The 24,342-nt window shown below is 69.0% G+C and carries 24 protein-coding genes; 21 read left to right on the top strand and 3 right to left on the bottom strand.

Annotated elements, in window-relative coordinates; translation table 11 throughout:
- Positions 1–12: 12 nt before the first annotated feature.
- On the bottom strand, positions 13–573 hold the full coding sequence (locus OHA30_RS03470; protein ID WP_328912305.1) for a DUF4760 domain-containing protein: 561 nt from the start codon (positions 571–573) through the stop codon (positions 13–15).
- A gap of 462 nt (positions 574–1,035) precedes the next feature.
- Here OHA30_RS03470 and OHA30_RS03465 point away from each other — a divergent pair, with 462 nt between their 5' ends.
- The 14 genes from OHA30_RS03465 to OHA30_RS03400 all read left to right on the top strand — a co-directional run bounded on the left by OHA30_RS03465 (position 1,036) and on the right by OHA30_RS03400 (position 15,538).
- Entirely contained in the window at positions 1,036–2,190 is a 1,155-nt protein-coding gene (locus tag OHA30_RS03465) for a substrate-binding domain-containing protein (protein ID WP_328912304.1), read from the top strand.
- Positions 2,191–2,300: 110 nt separating this feature from the next.
- The gene (locus OHA30_RS03460; protein WP_328912303.1) at positions 2,301–3,080 is read left to right on the top strand and encodes an ATP-binding cassette domain-containing protein; all 780 of its coding nucleotides are present in this window, start codon (positions 2,301–2,303) and stop codon (positions 3,078–3,080) included.
- Positions 3,077–4,255: a sugar ABC transporter permease gene (locus OHA30_RS03455; protein ID WP_328912302.1), complete on the top strand. Its 1,179-nt coding sequence runs from the start codon at positions 3,077–3,079 to the stop codon at positions 4,253–4,255. Before OHA30_RS03460 ends, OHA30_RS03455 begins: the two co-directional genes overlap by 4 nt.
- 34 nt (positions 4,256–4,289) lie before the next feature.
- The gene (locus tag OHA30_RS03450; RefSeq protein ID WP_328912301.1) at positions 4,290–4,706 is read left to right on the top strand and encodes a nuclear transport factor 2 family protein; all 417 of its coding nucleotides are present in this window, start codon (positions 4,290–4,292) and stop codon (positions 4,704–4,706) included.
- Positions 4,706–5,869 carry a flavin-containing monooxygenase gene (locus tag OHA30_RS03445; RefSeq protein WP_328912300.1) on the top strand — a complete coding sequence of 388 codons (1,164 nt, stop codon included), beginning with the start codon at positions 4,706–4,708 and terminating at the stop codon, positions 5,867–5,869. The genes OHA30_RS03450 and OHA30_RS03445 overlap by 1 nt, the downstream gene beginning before the upstream one ends.
- Positions 5,870–5,917: 48 nt before the next feature.
- A complete protein-coding gene (locus OHA30_RS03440) occupies positions 5,918–6,427 on the top strand; it encodes a nuclear transport factor 2 family protein (protein ID WP_328912299.1) in 510 nt (169 codons plus the stop codon).
- Positions 6,428–6,460: 33 nt separating this feature from the next.
- Positions 6,461–7,921 (top strand): NAD-dependent succinate-semialdehyde dehydrogenase, encoded by a 1,461-nt coding sequence (locus OHA30_RS03435; RefSeq protein ID WP_328912298.1) that lies wholly within the window; start codon positions 6,461–6,463, stop codon positions 7,919–7,921.
- A 169-nt stretch (positions 7,922–8,090) separates the two neighbouring features.
- Positions 8,091–9,608, top strand: coding sequence for an aldehyde dehydrogenase family protein (locus tag OHA30_RS03430; RefSeq protein WP_328912297.1), 1,518 nt, complete (start codon positions 8,091–8,093; stop codon positions 9,606–9,608).
- The gene (locus OHA30_RS03425; protein ID WP_328912296.1) at positions 9,601–10,584 is read left to right on the top strand and encodes a peptidyl-alpha-hydroxyglycine alpha-amidating lyase family protein; all 984 of its coding nucleotides are present in this window, start codon (positions 9,601–9,603) and stop codon (positions 10,582–10,584) included. The genes OHA30_RS03430 and OHA30_RS03425 overlap by 8 nt, the downstream gene beginning before the upstream one ends.
- Entirely contained in the window at positions 10,581–12,260 is a 1,680-nt protein-coding gene (locus OHA30_RS03420) for a dihydroxy-acid dehydratase (RefSeq protein WP_328912295.1), read from the top strand. The genes OHA30_RS03425 and OHA30_RS03420 overlap by 4 nt, the downstream gene beginning before the upstream one ends.
- 69 nt (positions 12,261–12,329) lie before the next feature.
- Positions 12,330–13,091, top strand: a complete 762-nt coding sequence (locus OHA30_RS03415) for a FadR/GntR family transcriptional regulator (RefSeq protein WP_328912294.1) — start codon at positions 12,330–12,332, stop codon at positions 13,089–13,091.
- A 194-nt stretch (positions 13,092–13,285) separates the two neighbouring features.
- Positions 13,286–14,041: a CoA transferase subunit A gene (locus OHA30_RS03410; protein WP_328912293.1), complete on the top strand. Its 756-nt coding sequence runs from the start codon at positions 13,286–13,288 to the stop codon at positions 14,039–14,041.
- A complete protein-coding gene (locus tag OHA30_RS03405) occupies positions 14,041–14,712 on the top strand; it encodes a 3-oxoacid CoA-transferase subunit B (protein ID WP_328912292.1) in 672 nt (223 codons plus the stop codon). The genes OHA30_RS03410 and OHA30_RS03405 overlap by 1 nt, the downstream gene beginning before the upstream one ends.
- A 40-nt stretch (positions 14,713–14,752) precedes the next feature.
- Positions 14,753–15,538, top strand: coding sequence for an alpha/beta fold hydrolase (locus OHA30_RS03400; protein ID WP_328912291.1), 786 nt, complete (start codon positions 14,753–14,755; stop codon positions 15,536–15,538).
- 170 nt (positions 15,539–15,708) lie between these two features.
- Here the strand turns inward: OHA30_RS03400 and OHA30_RS03395 are convergent, their stop codons facing one another.
- Positions 15,709–15,963: a hypothetical protein gene (locus tag OHA30_RS03395; protein ID WP_328912290.1), complete on the bottom strand. Its 255-nt coding sequence runs from the start codon at positions 15,961–15,963 to the stop codon at positions 15,709–15,711.
- 17 nt (positions 15,964–15,980) lie between these two features.
- Here OHA30_RS03395 and OHA30_RS03390 point away from each other — a divergent pair, with 17 nt between their 5' ends.
- Together OHA30_RS03390 and OHA30_RS03385 are read left to right on the top strand one after the other, a co-directional pair.
- Positions 15,981–16,229: a hypothetical protein gene (locus OHA30_RS03390; RefSeq protein ID WP_328912289.1), complete on the top strand. Its 249-nt coding sequence runs from the start codon at positions 15,981–15,983 to the stop codon at positions 16,227–16,229.
- A 69-nt stretch (positions 16,230–16,298) separates the two neighbouring features.
- A complete protein-coding gene (locus OHA30_RS03385) occupies positions 16,299–17,366 on the top strand; it encodes a hypothetical protein (RefSeq protein WP_328912288.1) in 1,068 nt (355 codons plus the stop codon).
- On the opposite strand, the gene OHA30_RS03380 is transcribed toward OHA30_RS03385, so the two are convergent.
- Positions 17,335–17,496, bottom strand: coding sequence for a hypothetical protein (locus OHA30_RS03380; RefSeq protein WP_328912287.1), 162 nt, complete (start codon positions 17,494–17,496; stop codon positions 17,335–17,337). The genes OHA30_RS03385 and OHA30_RS03380 overlap by 32 nt on opposite strands.
- Before the next feature lie 85 nt (positions 17,497–17,581).
- Here OHA30_RS03380 and OHA30_RS03375 point away from each other — a divergent pair, with 85 nt between their 5' ends.
- The 5 genes from OHA30_RS03375 (at position 17,582) to OHA30_RS03355 (ending at position 24,328) form a co-directional block, all read left to right on the top strand.
- Entirely contained in the window at positions 17,582–18,130 is a 549-nt protein-coding gene (locus tag OHA30_RS03375) for a GNAT family N-acetyltransferase (RefSeq protein ID WP_328912286.1), read from the top strand.
- 105 nt (positions 18,131–18,235) lie between these two features.
- Positions 18,236–19,312, top strand: a complete 1,077-nt coding sequence (locus OHA30_RS03370; protein WP_328912285.1) for a protein kinase family protein — start codon at positions 18,236–18,238, stop codon at positions 19,310–19,312.
- Between the two features lie 254 nt (positions 19,313–19,566).
- Positions 19,567–21,255: an ABC transporter ATP-binding protein gene (locus OHA30_RS03365; protein WP_328912284.1), complete on the top strand. Its 1,689-nt coding sequence runs from the start codon at positions 19,567–19,569 to the stop codon at positions 21,253–21,255.
- A gap of 82 nt (positions 21,256–21,337) precedes the next feature.
- The gene (locus OHA30_RS03360) at positions 21,338–23,131 is read left to right on the top strand and encodes an ABC transporter ATP-binding protein (protein ID WP_328912283.1); all 1,794 of its coding nucleotides are present in this window, start codon (positions 21,338–21,340) and stop codon (positions 23,129–23,131) included.
- Between the two features lie 108 nt (positions 23,132–23,239).
- On the top strand, positions 23,240–24,328 hold the full coding sequence (locus OHA30_RS03355) for an iron-siderophore ABC transporter substrate-binding protein (RefSeq protein ID WP_328912282.1): 1,089 nt from the start codon (positions 23,240–23,242) through the stop codon (positions 24,326–24,328).
- Positions 24,329–24,342 lie beyond the last annotated feature (14 nt).

The raw sequence follows: 24,342 nt of genomic DNA, 5'->3' as shown, positions 1-24,342 counted from the left end.
TGGAGGCCGAGGTCAACCACCGGCACGAGGCGGGGGAGGCCCGGCTGCCGCCGCGGTCCCACCGGGCGCCGGAACGTCCATGCTGCGCAACTCCATGCCTCCGACGAGGTCATACGGTGAAATGCTCCGGGCCTCGCAGTAGAGATTCTCGAAAAACGCGAGAAAGGGGCCGTCCCGGAACTGCCGCTCCGCCTGTACGAATGGTGTGATGGCCTCCCACACCTGGATGATGCGGAAGTGGAAGAGGCCGATGGCGATCCGCCGGTCCATGACACCGAGTTTGTACATCATGCCGATGCTCTCGTACAGGAAAGCCACGTTCCAGACGGCGTTGCGCTCCCTTTCGGGAAGACCGCTGACAGTGATTCCGGGCTGCGGGTGATCCAGGGTCAGTTGTGAGACGACGTAGCTCTGGTCGTCCTGGTACTCCTTGCTCCGCACATCGCGCAGATACACTTCGAGTACCGCCGCGAAGTCGCCCGCACTTTTCGTTTTCTGATCCTGCCGCCACGCGACGAGGACCGAGACGACCAAAGCAACAATCGACGTGGCAAGCGACACCACATCACTCACGATGCCCCCCCGGGATGTGGACTTGGGCCTTCAGTATCCCAGCCGCCACCGCGCGGGGAGGCAGGACAAGAACATTCCCGGCCACCGAAGCACCGGGAGGCCGCCTCCCCGTACGGCCTTCCGCCGCGAGGGGCGTCGTCACCGAGAGTAGCCACGAGGGCCGGCCACTCCGCGGCGGACCTGATCTTCCACGTGGATCGCATGGCGCGAAAACGCCGTGGCCCTGAAGGCCCCTGTTCGCGCCCGAACCCGCATCCGGACCGGCCCCTCTTCTTGTCCGGTCGGACAATCTCGTGCAAATAGGTCATAACGCAACCGCGCTGAAGCCTCCGGCGCGCAGAGGCAGGTCAAGAGCGCGTCAAAACAAAGTGGTCAGGTCACTTGATAACTCCGCGGGGGAGGGATAGCTTTCGGCCATCTCGCCCCGTCCCCAGGGTGCCTGAAGAGCTGAGGAGAGCACACATGGTCAGCATTGCCGGCTGTGGGCAGCGGTTGGGAAGGCGTATAGCGATAGCCATGTTGGCCGGGCTGGCTGCGGGCGTGAGCGCTTGCAGCAGCACGGGCAGCACGTCCAAGTCCGACCCGGTGAAGAGTGACGGCAAGGCGTCCGGCACGGTTTTCTTCCTGGTACCGAACTCGACCACGCCCGCGTGGCCGACGTACTACATGCCGGCCGTGCAGGAAGCGGTCGCGAAGACTCTGCCGGGCGTCAAGTTCGTCATTCAGAGCGCCGACAACAGTCAGTCCAAGCAACTCAGCCAGGTCGAGGCCGCAATCGCCCAGCAGGCAGCCGCGGTGATCATCAGCCCGCCCAATCCGGCGCAGGCCGGAGCGGAGCTGGTCAAGCTCTCCGCCGCCAAGATTCCGGCCATCGGCTACCTCAACGACCCCAACGGCGGGCCGGTCTACGCATATGTGTGGGTCGACTTCGCCACCATCGGCAAGTACTGGGGCCAGTGGCTCACGGACAATCTCGAGAAGTCGGTCGGCCATACGCCGGTGCGCGTGGCGGCCATTTACGGCGACCCGACGTTCAAGGTCTACGACCTCTGGCTCCAAGGCATCAAGCCGGCACTGGACAAGCTGACCGCCGAGGGCAAGATCAAAATCGTCTGCCAGGCCGACACACCCGGATGGGACCCGGCGGTCGCGCAGAAGGCGATGGAGCAGTGCCTCACCAAGACCGGGGACAAGGTCGACGTCACGCTGGCCATGAACGACAGCACCTCGGACGGAATCTGGGCCGCGCTGAAGGCGCAGAGCCTCAACGGCAAGGTGAAGATGATCGGCGGTCACGACGGATCACTGACCGCCGTGCAGCGGGTCCTCGTGGGTGATCAGGTCGGCACCTTCCACCCTGACAGCGCCCAACTCGGTGACTCCGTGGCGAAGCTCCTCCAGACCGCCCTGCAGAACAAGGACGCGGCCGATGCCGGCGTCATCAACGGAACCTTCGACAACGGCTTCGTGAAGAGCGGTGTGCCGACCGTGTTCGGCAAGGAGAACCTCATCTCCGCGGACAACGTCCAGCAGGAGATCGTCGACCACAAGATCTTCACCAAGGATGAGATCTGCAAGGGAATCGCCGCCGGGACCAGCTTCTGCAAGACGCCGTGATTCCGCACACGTAATCGCTCGTCAGCCCGGCCCAGTTCCGGGCCTGCGACGACCCGAAGTCGCCGGCCCGGAACACCCCTAGAGAAGAAGCGATCGTGAATGGAACGTCAATGACGACGAAGAGCCTGCTCGAAGTCTGTGACATAGCGAAAAGCTACGGCCCGGTGACCGCTCTGAAGCGCGCCAACTTCTCCGTCCACGCCGGCGAGGTGGTAGCTCTCGCCGGCGACAACGGGGCAGGAAAGTCGACCCTCATCAAGATCCTGTCAGGATCGGTCACGGCCGACAGCGGGGAAATCCGCTTCGGTGGAACTCCGGTGACGATCACGAGTCCCAACGACGCCACCCAACTCGGTATTCAGACCGTCTACCAGGACCTCGCGCTCTGCGACAACCTCGACGTGGTCGACAACATCTTCCTCGGCCGTGAGCCGCGTGCGCCCTGGTGGCGCGGCTTCCGGGTCAGGCGCCCGAAGATGGAGCGCCTCACCGCCCGTGCCCTTGAGTCGGTGGGAATCAGAATCCAGCGGGTCGACGTCCCGATGGGTTACCTGTCGGGTGGCCAGCGGCAATGCGTTGCTGTCTGCCGGGCCATCCTCGGTGATCCCAAGGTGGTGATCCTCGACGAGCCGACCGCGGCGCTCGGTGTGACCCAGAGGCGCGAAGTGCTCGACCTCATCATTCGGCTGAAGGAGCAGGGGCGCGGCGTCGTCCTCATCTCCCACGACCTCGGGGACGTGTTGCGCGTCGCCGACCGCGTCGTAGTCCTTCGACTCGGAGAAACAGTGGCGGACAAGCCTGTACCGGAATGGACCGAGCACTCTCTTGTCTCGGCCATCACGGGTGCCGGTACGGAGAACGGTTCGATATCGGCCGGGGAGCGGCGATGAAGCTTCAGGAATCCAAGCGAAAGCTCACGACAGCTCTGATGGGCCCGTGGCGCACCGCGCCCATCATCATCTCCCTGATCGTGATCGCACTGTTCTTCAACAGTCAGAACTCACTCTTCCTCAGCAGCAGGAACCTGACGAATCTCACCAGTCAGATCGCCGTCCTCGCAACGGTCGCCCTCGCCCTCGTCGGTCTGCTCCTTGTGCGCCAGATCGACCTCTCCCTGGCGGCGCTGTCCGCTGTCGCCGGGGGGATAGCGGCAAAGCTTTCGGTCGAAGTCGGGATGAATGTCGTCGTGGCGGTCGCGATCGCGCTCGCGGCCGGCGTCGCGGTCGGGATCATTCAGGCGATGATCGTCACGATATTCAGGGCGCCCGCCTTCGTGGTCACTCTCGGCGGCATGTTCATCCTCATGGCCGTCCTGCTGTGGCTGCTGCCCGCGACGTCCGTCATCCCGCTCGCCGACACTCCCTTGGAGAAAATCTCCAACACCTGCATACCGGCCTGGCTGAGCTATGTGCTGCTGGCGGTCGTCCTGGTGGTCTTCGGCGGAATGCGACTCACCCAGCACCGGAGTCGGACAAGCGAGGAGATACCCTCGAATCTGCTGCGCAGCACGGTCGTTCCGACCGCTCTCCTCGCGGTCGTCACGCTGATCCCCTTGATCTTCGTCTTCAATTCCTATCAAGGGGTACCCACACCGGTCGCGATCGTACTGGCGCTCATGGGATTCATCGCCTACGTGACCACTCAGACGCCTCTGGGCCGTCAGGTGTACGCGATCGGCGGCAATCCGGAGGGGGCCAGGCGGGCCGGCATCTCCGTACCGCTGGTGACGACGATCGTCTTCGCGACAGGCGGGTTCCTCGCGGCGGTCGGCGGCATCATGGCCGCCTCGCGCCAACTCGGCGTCTCATCCTCCAACTCCGATCTGACCCTGCTTCTGGAGGCGCTCGCCGCCGTGGTCATCGGAGGCGTCAGCCTCTTCGGCGGACGGGGCACCGTATGGGCCGCGCTGTTGGGGTCGCTGGTGATCGGCAGCATCTCCAACGGGCTGTACCTCCTGAACGCCAGTACGCAGATGCGCTGGACCATCGAGGGCGTGGTGCTCATAGCGGCAGTGGCCATCGACTCGTCGATCTCCCGGAAATCGGGTGCGCAGCAAGACTCTTGAGACCGCCTTTCCACGGCTTTCAAGGAGGAGACACATGGAAATCCAGACAGAGATCAGTCCGACCACGGATGCGCAGCATCTGGTCATGAGGTTCTTCGAGGCGCTGGGCGACTCGACGGCACTGAGCGAGGTGTTCGCCCCGGACGTGACCTGGACCGTGTGGGGGAACTCCCCGCTGGCGGGTACCCACACCGGCCGCGAGGCCGTTGTCCACGGATTCCACGCGGAGGCCGGAAAGCTCTTCTCCGCGGACCACCCCGGCACCCTCACCGTCACCCAGTTCATCGGCGACGGACCGACGGTCGCGGCCGAATTCAACTACCGCACGATGACGGCGCTCGGCCGGCAGTACCACAACCACTACGTGGAGGTCTTCGAAGTCGAGGGCGATCACATACGGAAGGTCCGCGAATACATGGACAGCCAGCATTTCGGGGCGGTGTGCTACTGATGGACAGCGAAAAGAAGATCGATCACGTGGATGTGGCCGTCATCGGTGCGGGCCCCGGCGGGCTGGCGGCCGCGGCGATGATCAAGAAGGCCGGAATGCGGCCGGTGGTCTTCGAGCGGGCGCAAGCGGCCGGAGCCTCGTGGCGCAACCATTACGACCGGCTGCATCTGCACACGATCCGGCGGTTCTCCGATCTGCCGGACCTGCCGTTCCCCAAGGACGAAGGCAAGTGGGTCTCCAGGAACGGTGTGGTGCGGCACCTGGAGAAGTACGTCGAGCACTTCGGTCTTGACCTCCGGACCGGAATCGACGTGCAGCGCATCGATCCCGCCGAGGGCGGGTGGCAGCTGGAGACGTCGAAGGGCCCCGTGCACGCCTGGGCCGTCGTGGTGGCGACGGGCTACAACCGGATTCCGATCGAGCCGGACTGGCCGGGCCGCGACAGCTTCCAGGGCGAGTTCGTTCTCGCCGCCGACTACCGGAACCCCGCGCCGTACCGCGACAAGGACGTGCTGGTGGTCGGACCGGGCAACTCCGGGGGCGAGATCGCCACCGACCTGGCCGAGGGCGGGGCCGACAAGGTCTGGCTCTCCTACCGGACCCCTCCGAACATCATCTCGCGGGACCGGCCGCTCCCTCCGCCGGTGCTGGGCGTGGTCATGGAGGCTCTGCGCGTCCCGCCGAAGTTCGGTGACTGGCTCTCGACGTTCATCCAGCGGCACACGATCGGCGACCTGTCGGCGTACGGCCTCCCGCCGGCGCCGCGCAGCATCGCCACGCAGATGGCTCGTGACGAGGTCATCCCGATCATCGACCTCGGGCTCGTCGCCATGGTCAAGAAGGGCCGGGTCATCCCGGTTCCCGAGACGCGGGGCATGGACGGCCGGGAGGTCCTGCTGGCCGACGGGCGCCGGCTCACTCCCGACGCGGTGATCTCGTGTGTCGGCTACCGCCCCGGGCTTGAGCCGCTCGTCGGGCATCTGGGGGTCATCGGCCCCAAGAAGGGCCATCCCGTCGTCTACGGCGGCGACACCGACCCCAGCGCCCCCCGGCTGCATTTCGTCGGCATGAGAGCGGTGGCCACCGGCCTGTTCCGCGAATTCGGCATCGAGGCGCACGCCATCGCGGCCGCTCTGAAGAAGGCACGGCAGACCGGTCGGTAGAGCGGCCGGAAGCCCCCGTACCCGTCACCACAGGAAGGATGATCCGAGATGACCGAACTTCCCCGCGAAGTGCGAACCCTCCTCGACAAGCAGGAGATCCACGACCACCTCATGCGCTACTGCCGGGGAGTCGACCGCAGTGACGTGGAGCTGATGCGCGGCATCTTCCACGAGGACGGTACGGCGTTCGGCGGCAACGCCTGGGAGTTCTGCGACCACTTCGTTCCGGCCAACGAGGCCGACACGGCCTTCACGATGCACATGATCGCCAACATCCTCGTGGACGTGGACGGCGACACCGCCCACTCCGAGGCCTACTTCGTCACGTACGTCGGCCGCGAGGACCAGGGCAGGGAGTTCGTGGACGCGTTCTGCGGGCGGTACGTGGACCGTTGGGAGCGTCGCGCCGGCCAGTGGGGCGTGGTCGAACGCCGGACGGTCCAGGAGTGGAGCCGCGCGAACCTCGCCGGCCTCGAACCGTTCCCCGTGCCCCCGAGCGAGGAGGGGACCTTCGTGGTCCCGCTCAGATCCCGCGAAGACGTCTCCTACCACAGCTGATCGCCGGCTCGTGCTGACTGAAAGGGTGGACCCTTGACTGGATTGGTCGAGTCCGGGCTGCTGATCGACGGTGTATGGGCCGAGGCAGCCGGCGGAAAACGGTTCGACGTGCTCGACCCGGCCTCCGGCCGGCGGGTGGGCTCCGCGGCGGACGCCGGCGCGGACGATGTCGCGCGCGCGGTCGACGCCGCCGCGGCGGCCCTGCCGGCCTGGCGAAGCACCACCGCCCATGAGCGCGCGCGGGTGCTGCGGCAGTCCGCCACCGTCATCCGCGACCGCGCGGACGGCATCGCCGAGGTGATGACGGCGGAACAGGGGAAGCCGCTGACCGAGGCACGCGGAGAGGTGGAGTACGCGGCGAGCTTCTTCGACTGGTTCGCCGGCGAGGCCGAACGCGTCTACGGCCAGGTGGTACCGGCGACGAATCCCTCGAACCGGGTACTCGTCCTGCGGCAGCCGGTCGGAGTGGTGGCCGCGATCACTCCGTGGAACTTCCCGGCGGCGCTCGCGGCACGCAAGCTCGCCGCGGCGATGGCGGCGGGATGCACGAGCATCGTGAAACCGGCGGAGGCGACTCCCCTCACGGCCGCGCTGCTCCTCGGGGCGGTGAACGACGCCGGCTGTCCCGCCGGTGTGGCCAATCTCGTCACTCCGGCGAACGCCGTGGAATTCGCCGACACCGTGTTCGCCGACGCGCGGGTGCGGAAGATCTCCTTCACCGGGTCGACCACTGTGGGCAAACAGCTGATCCGCAGATCCGCCGACCAGGTCAAGCGCCTCTCGCTCGAACTCGGCGGACACGCCCCCTACCTCGTGTTCGCCGACGCGGACCTGGACCAGGCGGTCGAGGGGATCATGCTCTCGAAGTTCCGCAACGCCGGCCAGACCTGCGTCTGCGCCAACCGCGTCTATGTCCAGCGACCGGTGTACCGCCAGGTCGTCGAGATGCTGGCCGAGCGTACGGCCGCCTTGAAAGTCGGCTCGGGAAGCCGCCCGGGCACCGACATCGGACCCCTCATCGACGCACGCGCGGTGGAGAAGGCCCATACGCATGTCCAGGACGCCGTGGACAAGGGCGCGCGGATTGTGACGGGCGGCACCCGCCTGACCGACGGCGAGTTCGCGGACGGATTCTTCTACGCTCCGACCGTGCTCGACGGCGTCACCCCCGAGATGCTGATCTCGGTCGAGGAGACCTTCGGCCCCGTCGCCGGTGTCACGGCCTTCGACACCGAAGCCGAAGCGGTCCGGCTCGCCAACGACTCCACGTACGGCCTGTCCGCCTACTTCCACACACGCGACTACGCGCGGCTGCTGCGGGTCGCGGAGCAGCTGGATTACGGCGTGGTCGGGGCCAACACGGGAATCATCAGCGCCGCCAGCGTTCCCTTCGGGGGAATGAAGGAGTCCGGCTACGGCAGGGAGGGCGGTTCGCTCGGAATCGACGAATACCTCGAATACAAGTACGTCCTCGTCGCCGGTGTCACGGAGTAGCCCCGTCAGTCCGGATGTGACCCATCCGCTCGCCCGCAGTGGCCTGGTCACTTGTTGAACAGGGCACTGTCGAACCGGTCTTCGCCGCGGCGCGTCGCTCAGGGCGCGGCCACCTTCGAGCAAGAGAGATGAAGCTGTGGAAGATATATCCGCAAAGAGGAACAGTCCTGTGGACACCCTTCCGAAGGGATTGATGATCGGCGGGCGCTTCCTGCAAGCCGCGTCCGGCGCGACGTTCCCCACCGTGAACCCGGCGACAGGAATCGAGCTGGGGCAGGTCGCCCGGGCCGGCAAGGAGGACGTGGACGCGGCGGTGGCCGCCGCCCGGTCGGCTTTCGAGGGGCCCTGGCGCGGTGCGTCCCCGCTGGAGCGTCAGAACGTCCTGCTCCGACTGGCGTCGGCCGTCGAGGACAGCATCGAGGAGCTCGCGCTGCTCGACACCCTCGACGTCGGCATCCCCATCACGCGCTCCCGGGCCGGAGTGGCGGGCGCGGCGAACGCCCTGCGGGCCTACGCGAGCGCGGCACGGACCATCCGTGGTTCCACCATCGAGAACTCGGTCTCGCGGGACATGTTCTCGTACACGCTCAAGGAGCCGGTCGGCGTCGTCGGAGCGATCATCCCCTGGAACAATCCCGTCAACACGATGGTGGGAAAGATCGGGCCCGCGCTTGCGGCCGGCTGCACGGTTGTCGTCAAACCCGCGGAACAGTCGCCGCTGAGCGCGGTCAGACTCGCGGAACTGTGCCTGGAGGCGGGCGTCCCCGACGGCGTGGTCAATGTGCTGACCGGTTTCGGTGATGCCGGGGCGGCCTTGGCCTATCACCCGGGAGTCGACAAGATCTCCTTCACCGGGTCCGTCAAGACCGGGCAGGCGATCATCCGGGCGTCCGCCGGGAACATGAAACGGCTGACCCTTGAACTCGGCGGAAAGTCACCGGACATCGTCTTCGCGGACGCCGACCTGTCGGCGGCGGTCCCGGGAGCGGCGATGGGCGCGTATCTGCTCTCCGGCCAGTTCTGCGCGGCCGGCACCAGGCTGTTCGTCGAGCGCCCCGTCTACGACGAGTTCATCCAGGCCGTTGTCGACTACGGGCGCGAACTCGCGGTCGGCGATCCGCTGGACGACTCGACCGTCCTGGGGCCGCTGGTCTCGGGGGAGCAGCTCACGAAGGTGCTGGAGTACGTGGAGAGCGGTCTGACCGACGGGGCGCGACTGCTCAGCGGTGGCAGGCACCTGACGGACGACGGTTACGCCGGTGGGTTCTACATGCGGCCGACGGTGTTCGGCGAAGTGCGCAGTTCGATGGCCATCGCCCAGGAGGAGATCTTCGGGCCGGTCCTGTCGGCCATGCCGTTCGACGACATCGACGAAGTGCTCTCGGCCGCCAACTCGACGCAGTACGGTCTCGCCTCCGGCGTCTGGACGAGCGACGTACGCAAAGCGCACTGGCTGGCGCCTCGGCTGGAGTCCGGAATGGTCTGGGTGAACACCTACGGGAACTACGACAAGGCCGTTCCCTTCGGCGGGTACAAGATGAGCGGACTCGGTCTCGAGAACGGCAGCGAGGGCCTGGACCAGTACCTCAGGACGAAGTGCGTGTGGATCGACGGTTCCCGGCCCGTACCGAGCGCGGCGGCCCCGACGGCCCCGACGGAGATCTCGTCCCAGGTGTCCGATGAGTGACCACGCGGCGGGACCCACCCTCGGGTACGAGCCTGCCCCGGACTGGGACGGCTTCATCGGCGCGGAGACCTCGTTCGCCGGCGACGCCACCGCCGTGGCAGTGAACTCGCGCGACCAGGTCTTCGTGTTCAACCGGGGACCGGTCCCCGTGATCGTCTTCGATCCGAGTGGGCGGGTTCTCGACGCCTGGGGAGCCGGAGAGTTCACCCGGCCCCACTCGATCCGGATCGACCGGGATGACAATGTGTTCCTGGTCGAGAGCCAAGGCGGCCACGTCATTCAGAAGCGCTCTCCCGGCGGAGAACTGCTCATGGAACTGGGCAGCCGTGGCAAGCCGTCCGGTCCGCATTCGGGAGCGCCGTTCAACAGCCCCACGGACATCGCGATCCACCGTACGACGGGAGATCTCTTCGTATCGGACGGCTACGGAAACTCCCGTATCCACAGGTTCGACGCCCAGGGGAACCATCTTCTCTCCTGGGGCGAGCCGGGGGGCGATCCCGGGCAGTTCTACGTGCCGCACTCCCTCGCGTTCATCGACGACGAGCATCTGGTCGTCTGCGACCGCGAGAACTTCCGGCTGCAGATCTTCACCCTTGACGGCGTCTTCGTGGACCAGTGGCACGCTTTCCGTCCGTGCGCCGTGACCGTCTCCGAGGTGACAGGGCTCCTGTACGTGGCGGAGCTGGGCCCCGCGCCCGCCTATCATGGGCTGCCCGACCTCGGCAGCCGAATCCGGATCCTGACACCCTCGGGACAACGTGTCGGCTCGATGGGTGCGCGGACTCCAGGACACGGCCGCGACCAGTTCATGGCCCCGCACAGCCTCGCCTTCGACTCGTCGGGCGCCCTCTATGTCGCCGAGGTCTCCCGTACCTGGGCGGACAACTACTTGCGCCTGAAGGACGAACCGACCACGGAACCGATCAGTCTGCAGAAATGGATTCAGCGGGGAACGAAGGAGGACCGGGCGTGACCGGCCAAGAAGCTCATGGATTCGGACGCGGGCTGACGTCGTACGGCGACCGCGGATTCAGCCGGTATCTGCGCCAGGCTTTTCTCGCCTCGGCCGGATTCGACGCCGAGGACTGGGAACGCCCGATCGTCGGAATCGCCCACACCATTTCGGACTATGTCACCTGCCATCGGCAGATGCCCGAACTGGTCGACTCCGTGCGCCGGGGAATTCAGCTCGCCGGTGGACTCGGCATGGCGTTCCCGGTCACCTCCCTCGGCGAGATCTTCCTGTCGCCCACCTCGATGATGTTCCGGAACCTGGCGGCGATGGAGGCCGAAGAGCTGGTCAAGGCCCAGCCTATGGACGCCGTCGTCTTCGTGGGGGGCTGTGACAAGACCGTCCCCGCCCAGATGATGGCGGCCGTCTCGGCGGACGTACCGGCTCTCTTCACCGTCGCGGGCCCGATGCTGACCGGCTCCTGGCACGGAAAGCGGCTGGGCGCCTGTACCGACTGCCGCCGCTACTGGACCGAGCACCGGGCCGGTGTTCTGGACGAGGAAGAGATCAACGACGTCCGGGACTCGCTGTGCCAGACCGCGGGAACCTGCTCGGTCATGGGGACCGCCTCCACGATGGCCTGCGTGGTCGAGGCCCTGGGGATGATGCTCCCCGGCGGGGCGACGATGCCGGCGCCCTCGGGCGCGCGCCTGCGCCACGGGGCGGCCACCGGGCGGCTGGCCGCGGGGCTCACCGTGCGACCGAGCGCGGTTCTGACGGCCGGCGCGTTCCGGAACGCGCTGGTCGTCCTGTGCGCGATCGGCGGCTCGACGAACGCCGTCATCCATCTGCTGGCCATCGCGCGCCGCGCGGGCGTACCCCTGTCCCTGGACGACTTCGCGGAGATCTCGCGGATCACCCCGGTCCTGGTCGACTGCAAGCCGGCCGGCGCGGGATATCTGGAGGATCTCGACCGCGCCGGAGGGGTCCCGGTCCTGATGAAGGCGCTCGAACCCCTCCTCGATCTGTCGGCCGTCGGGGTCGGCGGAGAGAGCGTCGGAGACCTGCTCGCCCGTACCGGGGCACCTCAGGGGTGGCAGAGCACCATCCGCAGCCTCGACGATCCGCTCAAGCCGGCGAACGGGCTCGCGGTGCTGACCGGGACACTCGCTCCCGACGGCGCGATCCTCAAGGCGTCGGCGGCCACCGAGAGCCTCCTGCGGCACCGCGGTCCCGCGGTCGTGTTCGACGGCCCCGAAGATCTGGAACGCCGCCTGGACGACCCGGCGCTCTCCCTCACCCCGCAGCACGTCCTCGTGATGCGGAACGCGGGCCCGATCGCCGCCGGTATGCCGGAAGCGGGTCTCATACCGATCCCGCGCCGCCTGGCGGAACAGGGCGTACGGGACATGGTGCGCGTTTCGGATGCCCGAATGAGCGGAACGGGCTACGGCACGGTGATTCTGCATGTCAGTCCCGAGGCGGCCGCGGGGGGACCATTGGCTTTGGTGAAGGACGGGGACATGATTGAACTCAACGCATTCACCGGCAAACTGGACCTTTTGGTGGAATCGGCGGAGCTGGCCGCACGTCGCCGGCAATGGCAACCGCCCGCATTGCCAGAGCGAGGATGGCGCAGGCTTTTCGCGGAACATGTGGCACAGGCCGACAGGGGTGCTGACCTTGACTTCCTGTAGACTTGTCGCGACCAAAAGACCATCTCACCATGCCCGTTCGCTAATTATTGCAGACAAGGAGCGGATGAATTGGCCGCGACACGAAGCCACGACGACGCCAAGGACAATAATGCTGCGAAGTTTGCTCGCGTCACGCGTCGGGGAGCTTCAGCGGAGGCTGTTGCGGGAATTCAGGACCTGATCCGCAACGGTCAATTGAAGGCCGGTGAGCGGCTGCCCACCGAGCGTGAATTGGCCGAAGCGCTCGGACTGAGCAGGCCGACGGTTCGCGAAGCGGTCCAGGCACTCGCGGCCATGAACATCCTGGACGTACGTCACGGGACCGGAATCTTCGTCGCTTCGCTGGACCTCGCGACGCTGCTGGCTCCCCTGTGGTTCGCCCTCGAACTGACCGAACCCGCCTTCGACCAGTTGTACGAGGTTCGGATCATGCTGGAGCCCTATGCCGCACAACTCGCCGCCGCGAGGGCCACGGACGAGGATCTGGCACGTATACAGGAAGCATTGCAGCCGCTCTGCGAAACGGGACTGGACAGAGAAAGCCGGCTGTCCGCCGATGTCACGCTTCACCGCAGCATTATCGAGGCGTCCCACAATGACCTGCTCATCGGGGTCATCGCCAGTCTGACCGTGCTGGCCCGGAAGAGCCGTGAACTGACGGTGGAACTTCCGGGCCGGGAGGCCCGGGCGGTGGACGAGCACCGCGCGTTGGTGGACGCCATCGTCCGCAAGGATCCGGAGGCCGCCCGGCAGGCGATGCAGCACCATCTCGGTGACGTCTACCGCGGGTCGCAGGAGCACCGCGACGAGCTGTTCTCGTCGGGTGACTGAACGACCGGGTCGTGAGCGAGCCCGTCGCCGCCCCCGCCGGGCGCCGGGCCGCCGCTGAGGCTTCCCGAACAGCGGCGGGTTCTCCGGCGGGCCGCCCGACCCGCGGGCCCGCGCCCGTGCCTGCCGGCTGCCCGTTGCCGGCTTTCGGCGTGGGCGCCTGGCACCCGCCCACCGCGACAGGAAGAAGACGAGTTGTGAACAAGGTCTGTGCGAGCGCCCGGGAGGCGGTGGCGGACATCGCCGACGGATCCTCGCTCGCCGTCGGCGGGTTCGGACTGTGCGGCATACCCTCGGTTCTGATCGAGGCGCTGTTCGAGCACGGGACGACGGGGCTCTCCGTCGTGTCCAACAACTGCGGTGTCGACAGTGCCGGACTGGGCCCCCTCATCGCCGCCGGCCGTATCGCCCGGGTGACCGGAAGCTATGTCGGCGAGAACAAGGAGTTCGCCCGTCAGTACCTTTCCGGGGAACTCGAAGTGGAACTCATCCCCCAGGGCACGCTGGCCGAGCGACTGAGGGCGGGCGGCTGCGGAATCCCCGCCTTCTACACACGGGCGGGAGTCGGCACCCAAGTGGCCGACGGCGGCCTGCCGTTGCGCTTCGGCGCCGACGGAAGCGTCGCCGTGGCCTCGCGGCCCAAGGAACGACGTACCTTCGACGGTCACGAGCACATACTGGAGACCGCCATCACCACGGACTTCGCACTCGTGCGGGCCGCAAGAGGAGACCGGCACGGAAACCTCGTCTTCCACCGCTCCGCGCGCAACTTCAATCCCCTGGCGGCCATGGCGGGACGTGTCACCGTGGCCGAGGTCGAAGAACTCGTCGAGCCGGGCACGCTCGACCCCGACGCCGTTCATCTGCCCGGCGTCTTCGTACAGCGGGTCGTCCCGCTCACTCCCGCGCAGGCGGCCGACAAGCTCATCGAGAAGGCGACGGTGCGACGCTGATGCCGTGGAATCGTGATGCCATGGCTGCCAGAGCGGCAGCGGAACTGAAGGACGCCTCCTACGTCAACCTCGGCATCGGACTGCCCACCCTCGTGCCGAACCACCTTCCGCCCGGCAGCGACGTCGTCCTGCACTCCGAGAACGGCATTCTCGGAGTCGGCCCAGCCCCGGGCGACCACGAGGTCGACCCCGACCTGATCAACGCCGGCAAGGAGACCGTGACGGTCACCACGGGAGCCTCCTTCTTCGACTCGGCCCTGTCGTTCGGCATGATCCGCGGCGGCCACATCGACACGGCGATCCTCGGCGCCATGCAGGTCTCCGCAGGCGGCGACCTCGCCAACTGGACGGTGCCCGGCAAGATGGTCAAGGGCATGGGCGGCGCGATGGACCTGGTCCACGGCGCCCGCCGGGTCATCGTCCTGATGGACCACACCGCCAAGGACGGACGCCCGAAGATCGTCCGCGAGTGCACACTGCCCCTCACCGGGAAGGCATGTGTGCATCGCGTCATCACCGATCTGGGCGTTTTCGACATCACGCCCCACGGAGTCGTGCTGCGTGAACTCGCGCCAGGGGTATCGGTCGATCACATACACGACGTCACCGGAACCGATGTCACCGTGGACATCCGCCGGGAAACTCCGGCGTGCGGCGGGAGCCGACGGTGAACGCGGATTCCCCTCTTCGCCGGCCGACGGAGGTCACGTCATGTCCCGCACGGTGGTGAACGGTCAGCGCATCCATTTCGAGGACACCGGGGGCGACGGTCCCGCGGTGATCCTGGCACACGGTTTCCTGATGGACTCGCGGATGTTCACCTCGCAGGTGGAAGCATTGCGCGGGACCCACCGAGTCATCACCTGGGACCAGCGCGGATTCGGCCGGACCGAGTTCGACGGTCGGCCGTTCAGCTTCTGGGACTCGGCCAGGGACTGCCTCGGGCTGCTGGATTGTCTGGGAATCGAGCGCGCGGTCGTGGGCGGAATGAGCCAGGGGGGTTTCGTGGCACTCCGTACGGCTCTTCTGGCCCCTCGTCGCGTCCGCGGGTTGATCCTGCTGGACACGGAAGCCGGTGTCTTCGACGCGGACGAGAAAGCCGCCAACGACGCGATGAACAGTCACTGGCTCACCAGCGGTCCCACGGATGACCTGGTCGAGGCGATTGCCGCTCATATCATCGACGATCCGGCGCACAGCCCCGCGTGGATTCATCGGTGGAAGTCCCGCCCCAAGGAATTCTTCGAGTGCCCCTACGCGTGTCTCGCGGACCGCGACGATCTCACCGACCGTCTCGGTGAGATCAATTGCCCGGCCCTCGTCGTCCACGGGACGGAGGACGTGGCCATCTCGATGGACCGTGCCGAGATCCTGGCGGCGGGGCTTCCCGGCTCCGGCGGTGTCGTGAAGGTCCGCGGGCCGCATGCTGCCTGCCTGACCAACCCCCCGCCGGTGAACGCCGCGATCCTCGGCTTCCTCGCCAAGCTCCGGTTCTAGCGGACAACTCGACCCGCGCAAGCGCGAGTTCGCCGAACGCGCCACCGCCGCTCCCCGGGTTCCCCGACCGCGTCGCCGACGCCGCCACGTGACGCTCCCACGCGACGGCATCGCGGCGCCGGCACCGACGCCCGTGCTCGGCGACGGCGCCGCCTCGTCATCCGCCCCGCTCAGCGCGGCAGATGGATGACACCCACGGCGTGGTGGTTGCTGGAGGGGTCCGGATCGGTGTCCGGGGAGTCCTTCGACAGGCTGGGAACGATCATCCCCATGCCCACGACCGAGCGGCTCGGTGCCCCGGCCACGGAGGTCAGCGGGATGCGCGTGCTCCACTCCGGCACACCGCGTGGGCCGAGACCGGCGGGAACGGTGATGCGGACGACCTCGGGTACGGACGGGTCGGCGTTCTGATAGATCCGTTCCATGTGAACCGGCAGCCGGTGTGTCCGGTCGACAGGTACGCGAGAAGCCGGGCCACTGCGGCGCGTCGGCGCCGGCGCCGGCCCGTACGACGAGGCTGCCCGTGGTCTCGGCGGCGCTTGCGGTGACCGTCGCCCCCGAGCGCGACCAGGACGGTGACGCCCCCGCCCAAGCCGACCATGACGCCGGGTTCGCCGACTCCCGCAGACCGGGGAGCAGTTGGCCGGCACTGGTCATGGGACGGCGCCGGATGCGAGGATCGGGCGCCTGACGGCCGGTGCCCGGCCGGGCTGCCGGGCCCGGCGGGCGCCCTTCGCTTGCGGCAGGGGACGGACCACGCATGCCCACGATTCACCGTGAACCGCGCTTCGTGTACGAGGACTTGCTCGACCTCGTGGAGGGTCAGCTCCGCGTCGTGGAGCTGACCGCCATCAACGCCGAGATCGGCGGTCCGGACGAACGGTTGTGGATGACCGAACCCGGCCTCATGTCACCGGGCGTCTACCGGCTGTGGCGCAAGGGCAAGGGCAGACGTACGTACTGGGCCGTCGACCGGGACGACCCGTGGGAGGCGATGTCCTGGCTGCGCGCGGGCCTGAGCGGTGTCCTGGACCGGCTGACCCGCCCCGGATCGGCGGACGCGTACGCCCTGGAACCGGGCCGCGAGGAGCGTGACCTCGCGGTGCTCTCCGAACTGGACGCCGTATGGCTGTCCGGCCTGTCGCCCTGGGGCAGGGCATTCGGTCCGCGTGCGGCGGAGCGGGCCCTCAACCACGAACTCCTCATACCTGCGCGGGCCGAGCTGGCCCGGGCCGGAGCGCTGCGGTCCCGCATGCTCAGGGAACATTTCGGTACCGGTCCTGACGCGGCGGAGCGGGCCGCGTCCGAACTCGGCTGGGACATGGCCGAAGCCCGCAAGGCGCTGGCCGCGTACGACGACTACCGGCTCTGGGTGCGCGAGGGCGCGGCCCACGCCCGCGCCACCATCCCGGTCCACCGGCCCCCGGGCGACACCGGCCTCCCCGACGTCCTGGCCGCCACGCTGATGACCGAGGCGTGCCGGGGCGAGAAGATCGTCGCCGACCGGCCCAGTCCCGTGCCGCTCCCGGAGGAGCTGGCCCGCTGGTACGTATTCGTCAAGACCCTCGGCGCGTGCGTCGCCGTGGCGGTCGAGGACGTGTACGCGCCCGGCGGCAGCCCCGCCGACTACATGTACGTCGTCCCGGTCGCCATGGTGCTGCGAGCCGGTTGGACCGTACGTGACGGGGTGGTCGTCACACCCGTCCCCTACGACGGCTGCACCGAGTGCGTCGAGTACGACGAAGAGGCGATCCTCGCCGGCGGAGGAGAACCCCTGCACGACGACTCGACGCAGGTCACAGACCCGCGCGAGCGCCCCAAACCCTGAGGTCGGCCAGGACGGCGCCGTGCTCCTCGCCGGTGACCGGCTCCAGCCAGGTGGTGCCGTCACCGACGACCAGGGCGAGGTGAGCCATCACGTTGCTGCCCGTCGCGCCGTACTCCCCACCGGCGCCCACTCGTACGACCCACCCCCGGCACCTCCGACTCGGCCGCCCGGCCGTCGTCGGCACGCGGCGGCGGGCGTGCGATAGGTTGCCCGGCATGACTGAGGTCGGACCCGCCGCCTGGCCGCCCGCCCCGATCAGGACCGGGCGGCTCGTGCTCCGGGAGTCCGAGGCCCGGGACCGCGCGGCGTTCATCGAACTGTTCGCCTCGCCGGAGGTCGGCACCTACGTCGGCGGCCCCCGACCGCGTGCCGAACTCGAAAGCGCGGTGCCCGAGGTGCCCGGGCGGCGCCCCGGCTTCTTCGTGGTCGAGCGCGACGGAGCGATGATCGGCACGGTCCAGCTCGACCCGCACGACCCCGAGCAATCGGGCAACCGCCGCCGGGAAGCCGGGAAGACCGCGCTCGGCTACTTGTTCCTGCCCGGGGCGTGGGGACACGGGTACGCCACCGAGGCGTGCGCGGCGGCACTCGACTGGTTCGCCGACGCGCATCCCGGTGAGCCGGTCGTGTTGTACACCCAGACCGCCAACGCCCGTTCGACGCGCCTCGCGGCGAAGCTGGGGTTCACCGAGGTGGAGCGGTTCGAGGCGTACGGCGCCGAGCAGTGGTTCGGCGTGTGGTCCCCGGGCACGCCGTCCGGTTGAGCCCGCGTCCGTTCCGGTGTCTGCTGAACTCCTGTCCCGGTGTCTGCTCAAGCGGTTGTACAAGGGGCGGGGCCCCGGTTGGAGGCATAGGTGAAGAGCCCTGACATGTCCCGCGGTGCTCGTCTGGCCGCCCACGGTGCCGTGTCCACATCGCTGGCGCTGTGCGGTGATCGCGGACTGCGCGAACTCCTGGACGCCGCCACACCGTTGGGTTCCGGCATCGGCGGGAACACAGCACTGCTGGAAGTGGACGGAACCCCGGTCTTCGTCAAGCAGATACGCCTGACCGATCTGGAGCGACGGCCGGAGAACGTGCACTCCACGGCGAATCTGTTCGGATTGCCGGTCTTCTGCCACTACGGCGTCGGCACCATCGGCGCTCCGGGGTTCGGCGCCTGGCGGGAACTGGCCGTGCACACCATGACGACGAACTGGGTGGTCGCGGGCGACTACGAGGGCTTCCCCCTGATGTACCACTGGCGGGTGCTGACGGACTCCGGCCGGCCACTTCCCGAGGAACTGGCGGATGTGGACCGAGCGGTCGCCTACTGGGGAGGCGGATCAGGAGTACGCCGCCGGATCAAGGCCCTCCAGCAGTCCACGGCGAGCCTCGTGCTGTTCCTGGAGTACATCCCGCACAACCTGCACGACGACTGGTTGGGCGTGCGGATCGGGTCCGGTGACGAGGCGGCCGAGCGGGCCTGCGCCATGGTGGACAGCGAGCTGGAGGCCGGCGTCTCGTTCATGAACGCCCGCGGACTGCTGCACTTCGACGCCCACTTCGAGAACATCCTGACCGACGGCCGGCGGCTCTTCTTCGCCGACTACGGCCTCGCGATCTCCTCCCGTTTCGAACTCACACAGGAAGAGGCCGACTTCTTCGACCGGCACCGGACCTACGACCGGTGTTACACCGTCACGCACCTGGTGAACTGGCTGGCCGTCGCTCTGTACGGATACGCGCCGGAGGAACGCGAGGCGTTCGTGCACACCTGCGCCCAAGGGGTGCCCCCGGAGGGGATTCCGGCGCCGGTCGCGGCACTCCTTGTCCGTCACGCGCCGGTCGCCGCGGCGATGGGCGACTTCTGTCGCCGATTCCGGCAGGAGAGCCGGACAACTCCCCCTCCACTGGCGGCGATCCGCCGGACGGGGCAGCAGGACAGCAGCCCATCCACCGCCTGACGCGTCGACGGTGGTGGCGCTACGAGGTCGGCTGTCGCACCGACGAACGGCGGAACGCCCGACCTTTCGTGATGACCGGGTCCGCGCCGCGAGCGGTCCGCGCTTGCTGGGGGCACCGCCTTGTGCGCCCAAGGGCGCCGCGCGCCCAGGGCGGCGGGAGGACTCTCGTGGACCCTTGCCCAGGGGAACCTAACTTAGACTAGCCTTACCTAAATTGGCGGCGGCTGACGGCAGTCGTTCCGGAGGGTGGGCGGGTGGCATCACAGAAGCTGTCGGGGCGTCAGGTCCTGGCAGGGGCAGTCAAAGGACAGCGGCGTGACGTCGTCGTCGGAACACTTCTGGGAGCCTGCCATCAGTTCGGCGAGGCCCTGGTCCCGGTCCTGATCGGCGTCGTCATCGACCGGGCCGTGTCCAAGGGCGACAGCGGCGCCCTCGTACGGTGGCTGGCCGTACTCGCGCTGATGTACGTGGGGCTCTCGCTCGGCTTCCGCTTCGGCGCCCGCGCGGGGGAGCGGGCCGCAGAACAGGCCGCCCACCTCCTGCGGGTGGAACTCGTACGACGTGTCCTCGACCCCCGCGGCGGCGTCGAGCGCGGGCGGCTGCCGGGCGCGCTGGCCAGTATCGCCACCGAGGACGCCAAGCGGGTCGGGGCCGTCAACATGGCCGTGACGACCGGCGTTTCATCGCTCACCGGGATACTGGTGAGCGCCGCGGCACTGCTGTGGATCTCCCTGCCGCTCGGCCTGGTGGTGCTGATCGGCACCCCCGTACTGCTCTGGCTCGGCCACCTGCTCAGCAAACCGCTGGAGGCCCGCAGCGAGGCCGAGCAGGAGCAGGCCGCGCACGCCTCCGGCATAGCCGCCGACCTCGTCGCCGGGCTGCGGGTGCTCAAGGGCATCGGCGCCCAGGGCGCCGCCGTCGACCGCTACCGGCGCACCAGCCGCGACTCGCTCGCCGCCACGCTGCGGGCCGCCCGCGCCGAGGCATGGCAGAACGGCGTCGTGCTCGCGCTCACCGGAGGCTTCATCGCCCTGGTCGCCCTGGTGGGCGGACGGCTCGCCCTGCACGGCGACATCACGCTGGGTCAGCTGGTGACGGCCGTCGGACTGGCGATGTTCCTCCTCGGGCCGCTGGAGGTGTTCGCGTGGGTGAACACCGAGTTCGCCCAGGGCCGGGCCTCGGCGGCGCGGATCGCCGGAGTGCTGGCCGCCGAGCCCGATGTGGTGCCCGGCGACGCGCCCCTGCCGAGCCCGGTCCGCGGCGCGCTGCGGCTGCGCGGTGTCACCCTCGACGCGCTGCGCGCAGCCGACCTGGCCGTGGCGCCCGGCGAGCTGATCGGCGTCGCCGTCACCGACCCGGCCGCCGCCGAGGCGCTGCTGCGCTGTCTCGGCCGTACCTCCGACCCCGAGGCGGGCGTGATCGAGCTGGACGGCGTGCCGATGCCCGACCTCGACCCGGCCGAACTGCGAACGGCCGTCCTGGTGGCCGCACATGACGCCGATCTCTTCGAGGGCACCCTCGGCGACAACATCACGGCCGGCGGGACCGGCCCGGCGGAGGACGCCATGGCCGCCGCGGGCGCCGACGAGGTGGTCCGCTCGCTGCCGCTCGGCAGCGCCGCCGAGGTCGGCGAGGGCGGCCGTTCCCTGTCCGGCGGCCAGCGCCAGCGCGTCGCGCTCGGCCGCGCCCTCCACGCCGCCCGGCCGGTGCTCGTCCTCCACGATCCGACGACCGCCGTCGACGCCGTCACCGAAGCCCGGATCGCCGACGGCGTACGGCGCTTCCGGCACGGCCGCACCACCGTCCTGGTCACCAACAGCCCGACGCTGCTCGCCGTCACCGACCGCGTGGCGTTCCTCGACGGCGGCCGCTTCACCGCGGAGGGCGCGCACGCCGACCTGGTCCGGTCGAACGCCGCCTACCGTACGGCGGTGCTGACATGACCGGCCCCCACCACCCAGCACACGGAACCTCGTACGGCGGCCGGCCGGGCCCGGGACCACGACGCGCGGAAAGGGCGAACCCATGACCACCGGGCCCGACACCGGGACTCCAGAAAAGCCCGCGGCGCCCCGGGAGCTCCTGCCCACCGCCACCCCGGCCCGCACCCGGGCCGCCGTGCGCGACCTCGTACGCCCCCACCGCGCCCTGGCCTGCGCCGGCTTCGGGATCATGGTGGTGGCCACGGCCGTGGGCCTGATCACGCAGCCGCTGCTCGGCCACATCATCGACCTCGTCACGGACCACCGGCCGGCCGACACCCTGACCCTGCCCGTCGTCCTGCTGGTCCTGGTCGCCGTCGCCCAGGGCGTCACGACCGCGCTCGGGATGTCCCTGGTGTCACGGCTCGGCGAGACCGTACTGGCCGAGCTGCGCGAGCGGTTCGTCGAGCGGGCGCTGTCGCTTCCGCTGGACATGCTGGAGCGGGCCGGTTCTGGCGATCTGACCGCACGCGTCACCCGCGACGTGTCCCGCGTGGCCGAGGCGGTGCGCACGGCGCTGCCGGAGCTGGCCCGCTCCGCGCTGTCCATCGTGCTCACCCTCGGCGCCCTCGCCCTCCTCGACTGGCGCTTCCTGATCGCCGCGCTGCTCGCCGTGCCGGTCCAGGCGCACACCGCCCGCTGGTACGTACGCAACGCCACGCCGCTGTACGCCAAGGAGCGCATCGCCACCGGCGCCCAGCAGCAGCAACTGCTCGACACGATCGGCGGATCGGGCACCGTACGGGCCTACCGGCTGGAGGCCGAGCACACCGAACGGGTCACGGAACGCTCGCGCTCCGCCGTCGGCCTGACGCTGCGCGGGGTGCGGCTCGTGCTGCGCTTCTACAGCCGGCTGCACGTGGCCGAGTACACCGGTCTCGCGGCCGTTCTGGTCACCGGTTTCCTCCTGGTGCGGAACGGGTCCGCGTCGATCGGCACCGCGACCGCCGCGGCGCTGTACTTCCACAGCCTGTTCGGCCCGGTGAACACCGCGCTCGTGCTGCTCGACGACGTGCAGTCGGCCACCGCCGGCCTCGCCCGCCTGATCGGGGTCGCCGACGGCCCGGGACACCGTACGGCGCATCGGCCGGAGGCGCCCGCCGCCGCTCCGGCCGTCACCGTGACCGGCGTCGGCCACGCGTACGTCCCGGGCAGCGCCGTGCTGCGGGAGGTCGACCTGGTGCTCAGCCCGAAGGAGCGGGTCGCCCTCGTCGGCGCCAGCGGCGCGGGCAAGACCACCCTCGCCAAGCTCATCGTCGGCATCCACCGCCCGCTGGAGGGCCGGATCGACATCGGCGGCACCGAGCCCGACGAGGACGGCCGTACGGTCGCGCTCATCACCCAGGAGGTGCATGTCTTCGCCGGGACCCTCGCCGACGACCTGCGCCTGGCCCGGCCGGACGCGGACGAGGAGGAACTGCGCGAGGCCCTGGAACGGGTCGGCGCCCTCGGCTGGGCCGAGGCGTTGCCCGAGGGCCTGGACACGGTCGTCGGCGAGGGCGGCCACCGGCTGACCGCCGACCGGGCGCAGCAACTCGCCCTGGCCCGACTGGTGTTGGCCGATCCGCCGGTCGCCGTCCTCGACGAGGCCACCGCGGAGGCCGGCAGCTCCGGTGCCCAACTGCTGGAGGAGGCGGCCGCGCGCGCCTTGGAGGGCCGTACGGCGCTGGTCGTCGCGCACCGGCTCAGCCAGGCCGCCGCCGCCGACCGGGTGGTGGTGATGGAGGCCGGCCGGATCGTCGAGAGCGGCACCCACGACGAACTGCGCGCCGCCGGGGGGCCGTACGCCGCCCTGTGGCGGGCCTGGTCGGAGAACCGCAGCACCGCACAGCCCTAGCCGGGCCCCCTACGTCCCCGCCCAGCACCGAACACCGAGACCTGAACACCGAGCACCGAGCACCGAGCACTGAGAACCGAGCACCGTACCGAAGAGAAGGATCACGCGATGTCCCGCGCCACCACAGCCCGCCGGTTTGCCGGGCTGCTCGTCTCCGTTCTGTTCCTCGTCGGCACCGCGGCCGCCTGCGGGTCATCCGGTGACTCCGGTGACTCCGGTGATTCCGGGGCCGGCGGCGGCTCGCCCAGCCCCGGGAAGACCACGGCGAGCGGTGCCTTCCCGGTCACCATCTCGCACAAGTTCGGCAGTACGACCGTCAAGTCCGAGCCCCAGCGCATCGTCACGGTCGGTCTCACCGACCAGGACGCCGTGCTCGCCCTCGGCAAGGTCCCGGTCGGGACGACCGAATGGCTGGGCGGCTACAAGGGAGCCATCGGCCCCTGGGCGCAGGACAAGCTGGGCGGCGCGGCCGTGCCGACCGTACTGAAGGACACCGGCACCGGGCCGCAGGTCGAGAAGATAGCGGCCCTCAGGCCGGACCTGATCCTCGCCGTCTACTCCGGGCTCACCAAGACGCAGTACGCGACCCTGTCGAAGTTCGCGCCGGTCGTGGCGCAGCCGAAGGAGTTCAACGACTACGGCGTCCCCTGGCAGCAGCAGACCGAGACCATCGGCAAGGCGCTCGGCAAGGCCGACGAGGCCAGGAAGCTGGTCGACGGCGTCGAGGCCAAGTTCGACGCCGCGAAGAAGGCCAACCCCGCCTTCGCCGGGGCCTCCGCGATCATGGCCACCCCGTACGAGGGCACCTTCGTCTTCGGCAGCCAGGACCCGCGCTCCCGGCTGCTGTCCGACCTCGGGCTCAAGCTGCCGGCCGACCTGGACAAGGTGATCGGCGACCAGTTCGGCGCCAACATCAGCAAGGAACGCACCGACCTGCTCGACCAGGGCGTCGCCGTGTGGATCCTCCCCGACACCACCAAGGCCGTCGACGAACTCCACGCGAACAAGCTCTACGGCGACCTGAACGTGGTCAAGCAGGGCCGTGAGGTCTTCATCAAGGAGAGCGGCGACTACGGCAACGCGGTCTCCCTGTCGACCGTGCTGAGCATCCCCTACGTCCTGGACCGCCTCGTGCCGCAGCTCGCGGCCGCCGTGGACGGCGACCCCGCGACGAAGGTCGAGCAGCCCGCCTCCTGACCGACTCCCCGCGC

The organism is Streptomyces sp. NBC_00223, assembly GCF_036199905.1.
In the GTDB taxonomy this organism is placed as follows: domain Bacteria; phylum Actinomycetota; class Actinomycetes; order Streptomycetales; family Streptomycetaceae; genus Actinacidiphila.
Note: the sequence above shows the minus strand (reverse complement) of the source record. Positions and strands in the feature narration are given on the sequence as shown.

Coding starts and splice junctions, on each gene's coding strand:
- OHA30_RS03375 (WP_328912286.1), top strand. CDS start 17,582: ATGACTGAGGTCGGACCCGCCGCCTGGCCGCCCGCCCCGATCAGGACC.
- OHA30_RS03370 (WP_328912285.1), top strand. CDS start 18,236: ATGTCCCGCGGTGCTCGTCTGGCCGCCCACGGTGCCGTGTCCACATCG.
- OHA30_RS03400 (WP_328912291.1), top strand. CDS start 14,753: ATGTCCCGCACGGTGGTGAACGGTCAGCGCATCCATTTCGAGGACACC.
- OHA30_RS03425 (WP_328912296.1), top strand. CDS start 9,601: ATGAGTGACCACGCGGCGGGACCCACCCTCGGGTACGAGCCTGCCCCG.
- OHA30_RS03450 (WP_328912301.1), top strand. CDS start 4,290: ATGGAAATCCAGACAGAGATCAGTCCGACCACGGATGCGCAGCATCTG.
- OHA30_RS03385 (WP_328912288.1), top strand. CDS start 16,299: ATGCCCACGATTCACCGTGAACCGCGCTTCGTGTACGAGGACTTGCTC.
- OHA30_RS03405 (WP_328912292.1), top strand. CDS start 14,041: ATGCCGTGGAATCGTGATGCCATGGCTGCCAGAGCGGCAGCGGAACTG.
- OHA30_RS03395 (WP_328912290.1), bottom strand. CDS start 15,963: ATGGAACGGATCTATCAGAACGCCGACCCGTCCGTACCCGAGGTCGTC.
- OHA30_RS03460 (WP_328912303.1), top strand. CDS start 2,301: ATGACGACGAAGAGCCTGCTCGAAGTCTGTGACATAGCGAAAAGCTAC.
- OHA30_RS03455 (WP_328912302.1), top strand. CDS start 3,077: ATGAAGCTTCAGGAATCCAAGCGAAAGCTCACGACAGCTCTGATGGGC.
- OHA30_RS03360 (WP_328912283.1), top strand. CDS start 21,338: ATGACCACCGGGCCCGACACCGGGACTCCAGAAAAGCCCGCGGCGCCC.
- OHA30_RS03355 (WP_328912282.1), top strand. CDS start 23,240: ATGTCCCGCGCCACCACAGCCCGCCGGTTTGCCGGGCTGCTCGTCTCC.
- OHA30_RS03465 (WP_328912304.1), top strand. CDS start 1,036: ATGGTCAGCATTGCCGGCTGTGGGCAGCGGTTGGGAAGGCGTATAGCG.
- OHA30_RS03440 (WP_328912299.1), top strand. CDS start 5,918: ATGACCGAACTTCCCCGCGAAGTGCGAACCCTCCTCGACAAGCAGGAG.
- OHA30_RS03445 (WP_328912300.1), top strand. CDS start 4,706: ATGGACAGCGAAAAGAAGATCGATCACGTGGATGTGGCCGTCATCGGT.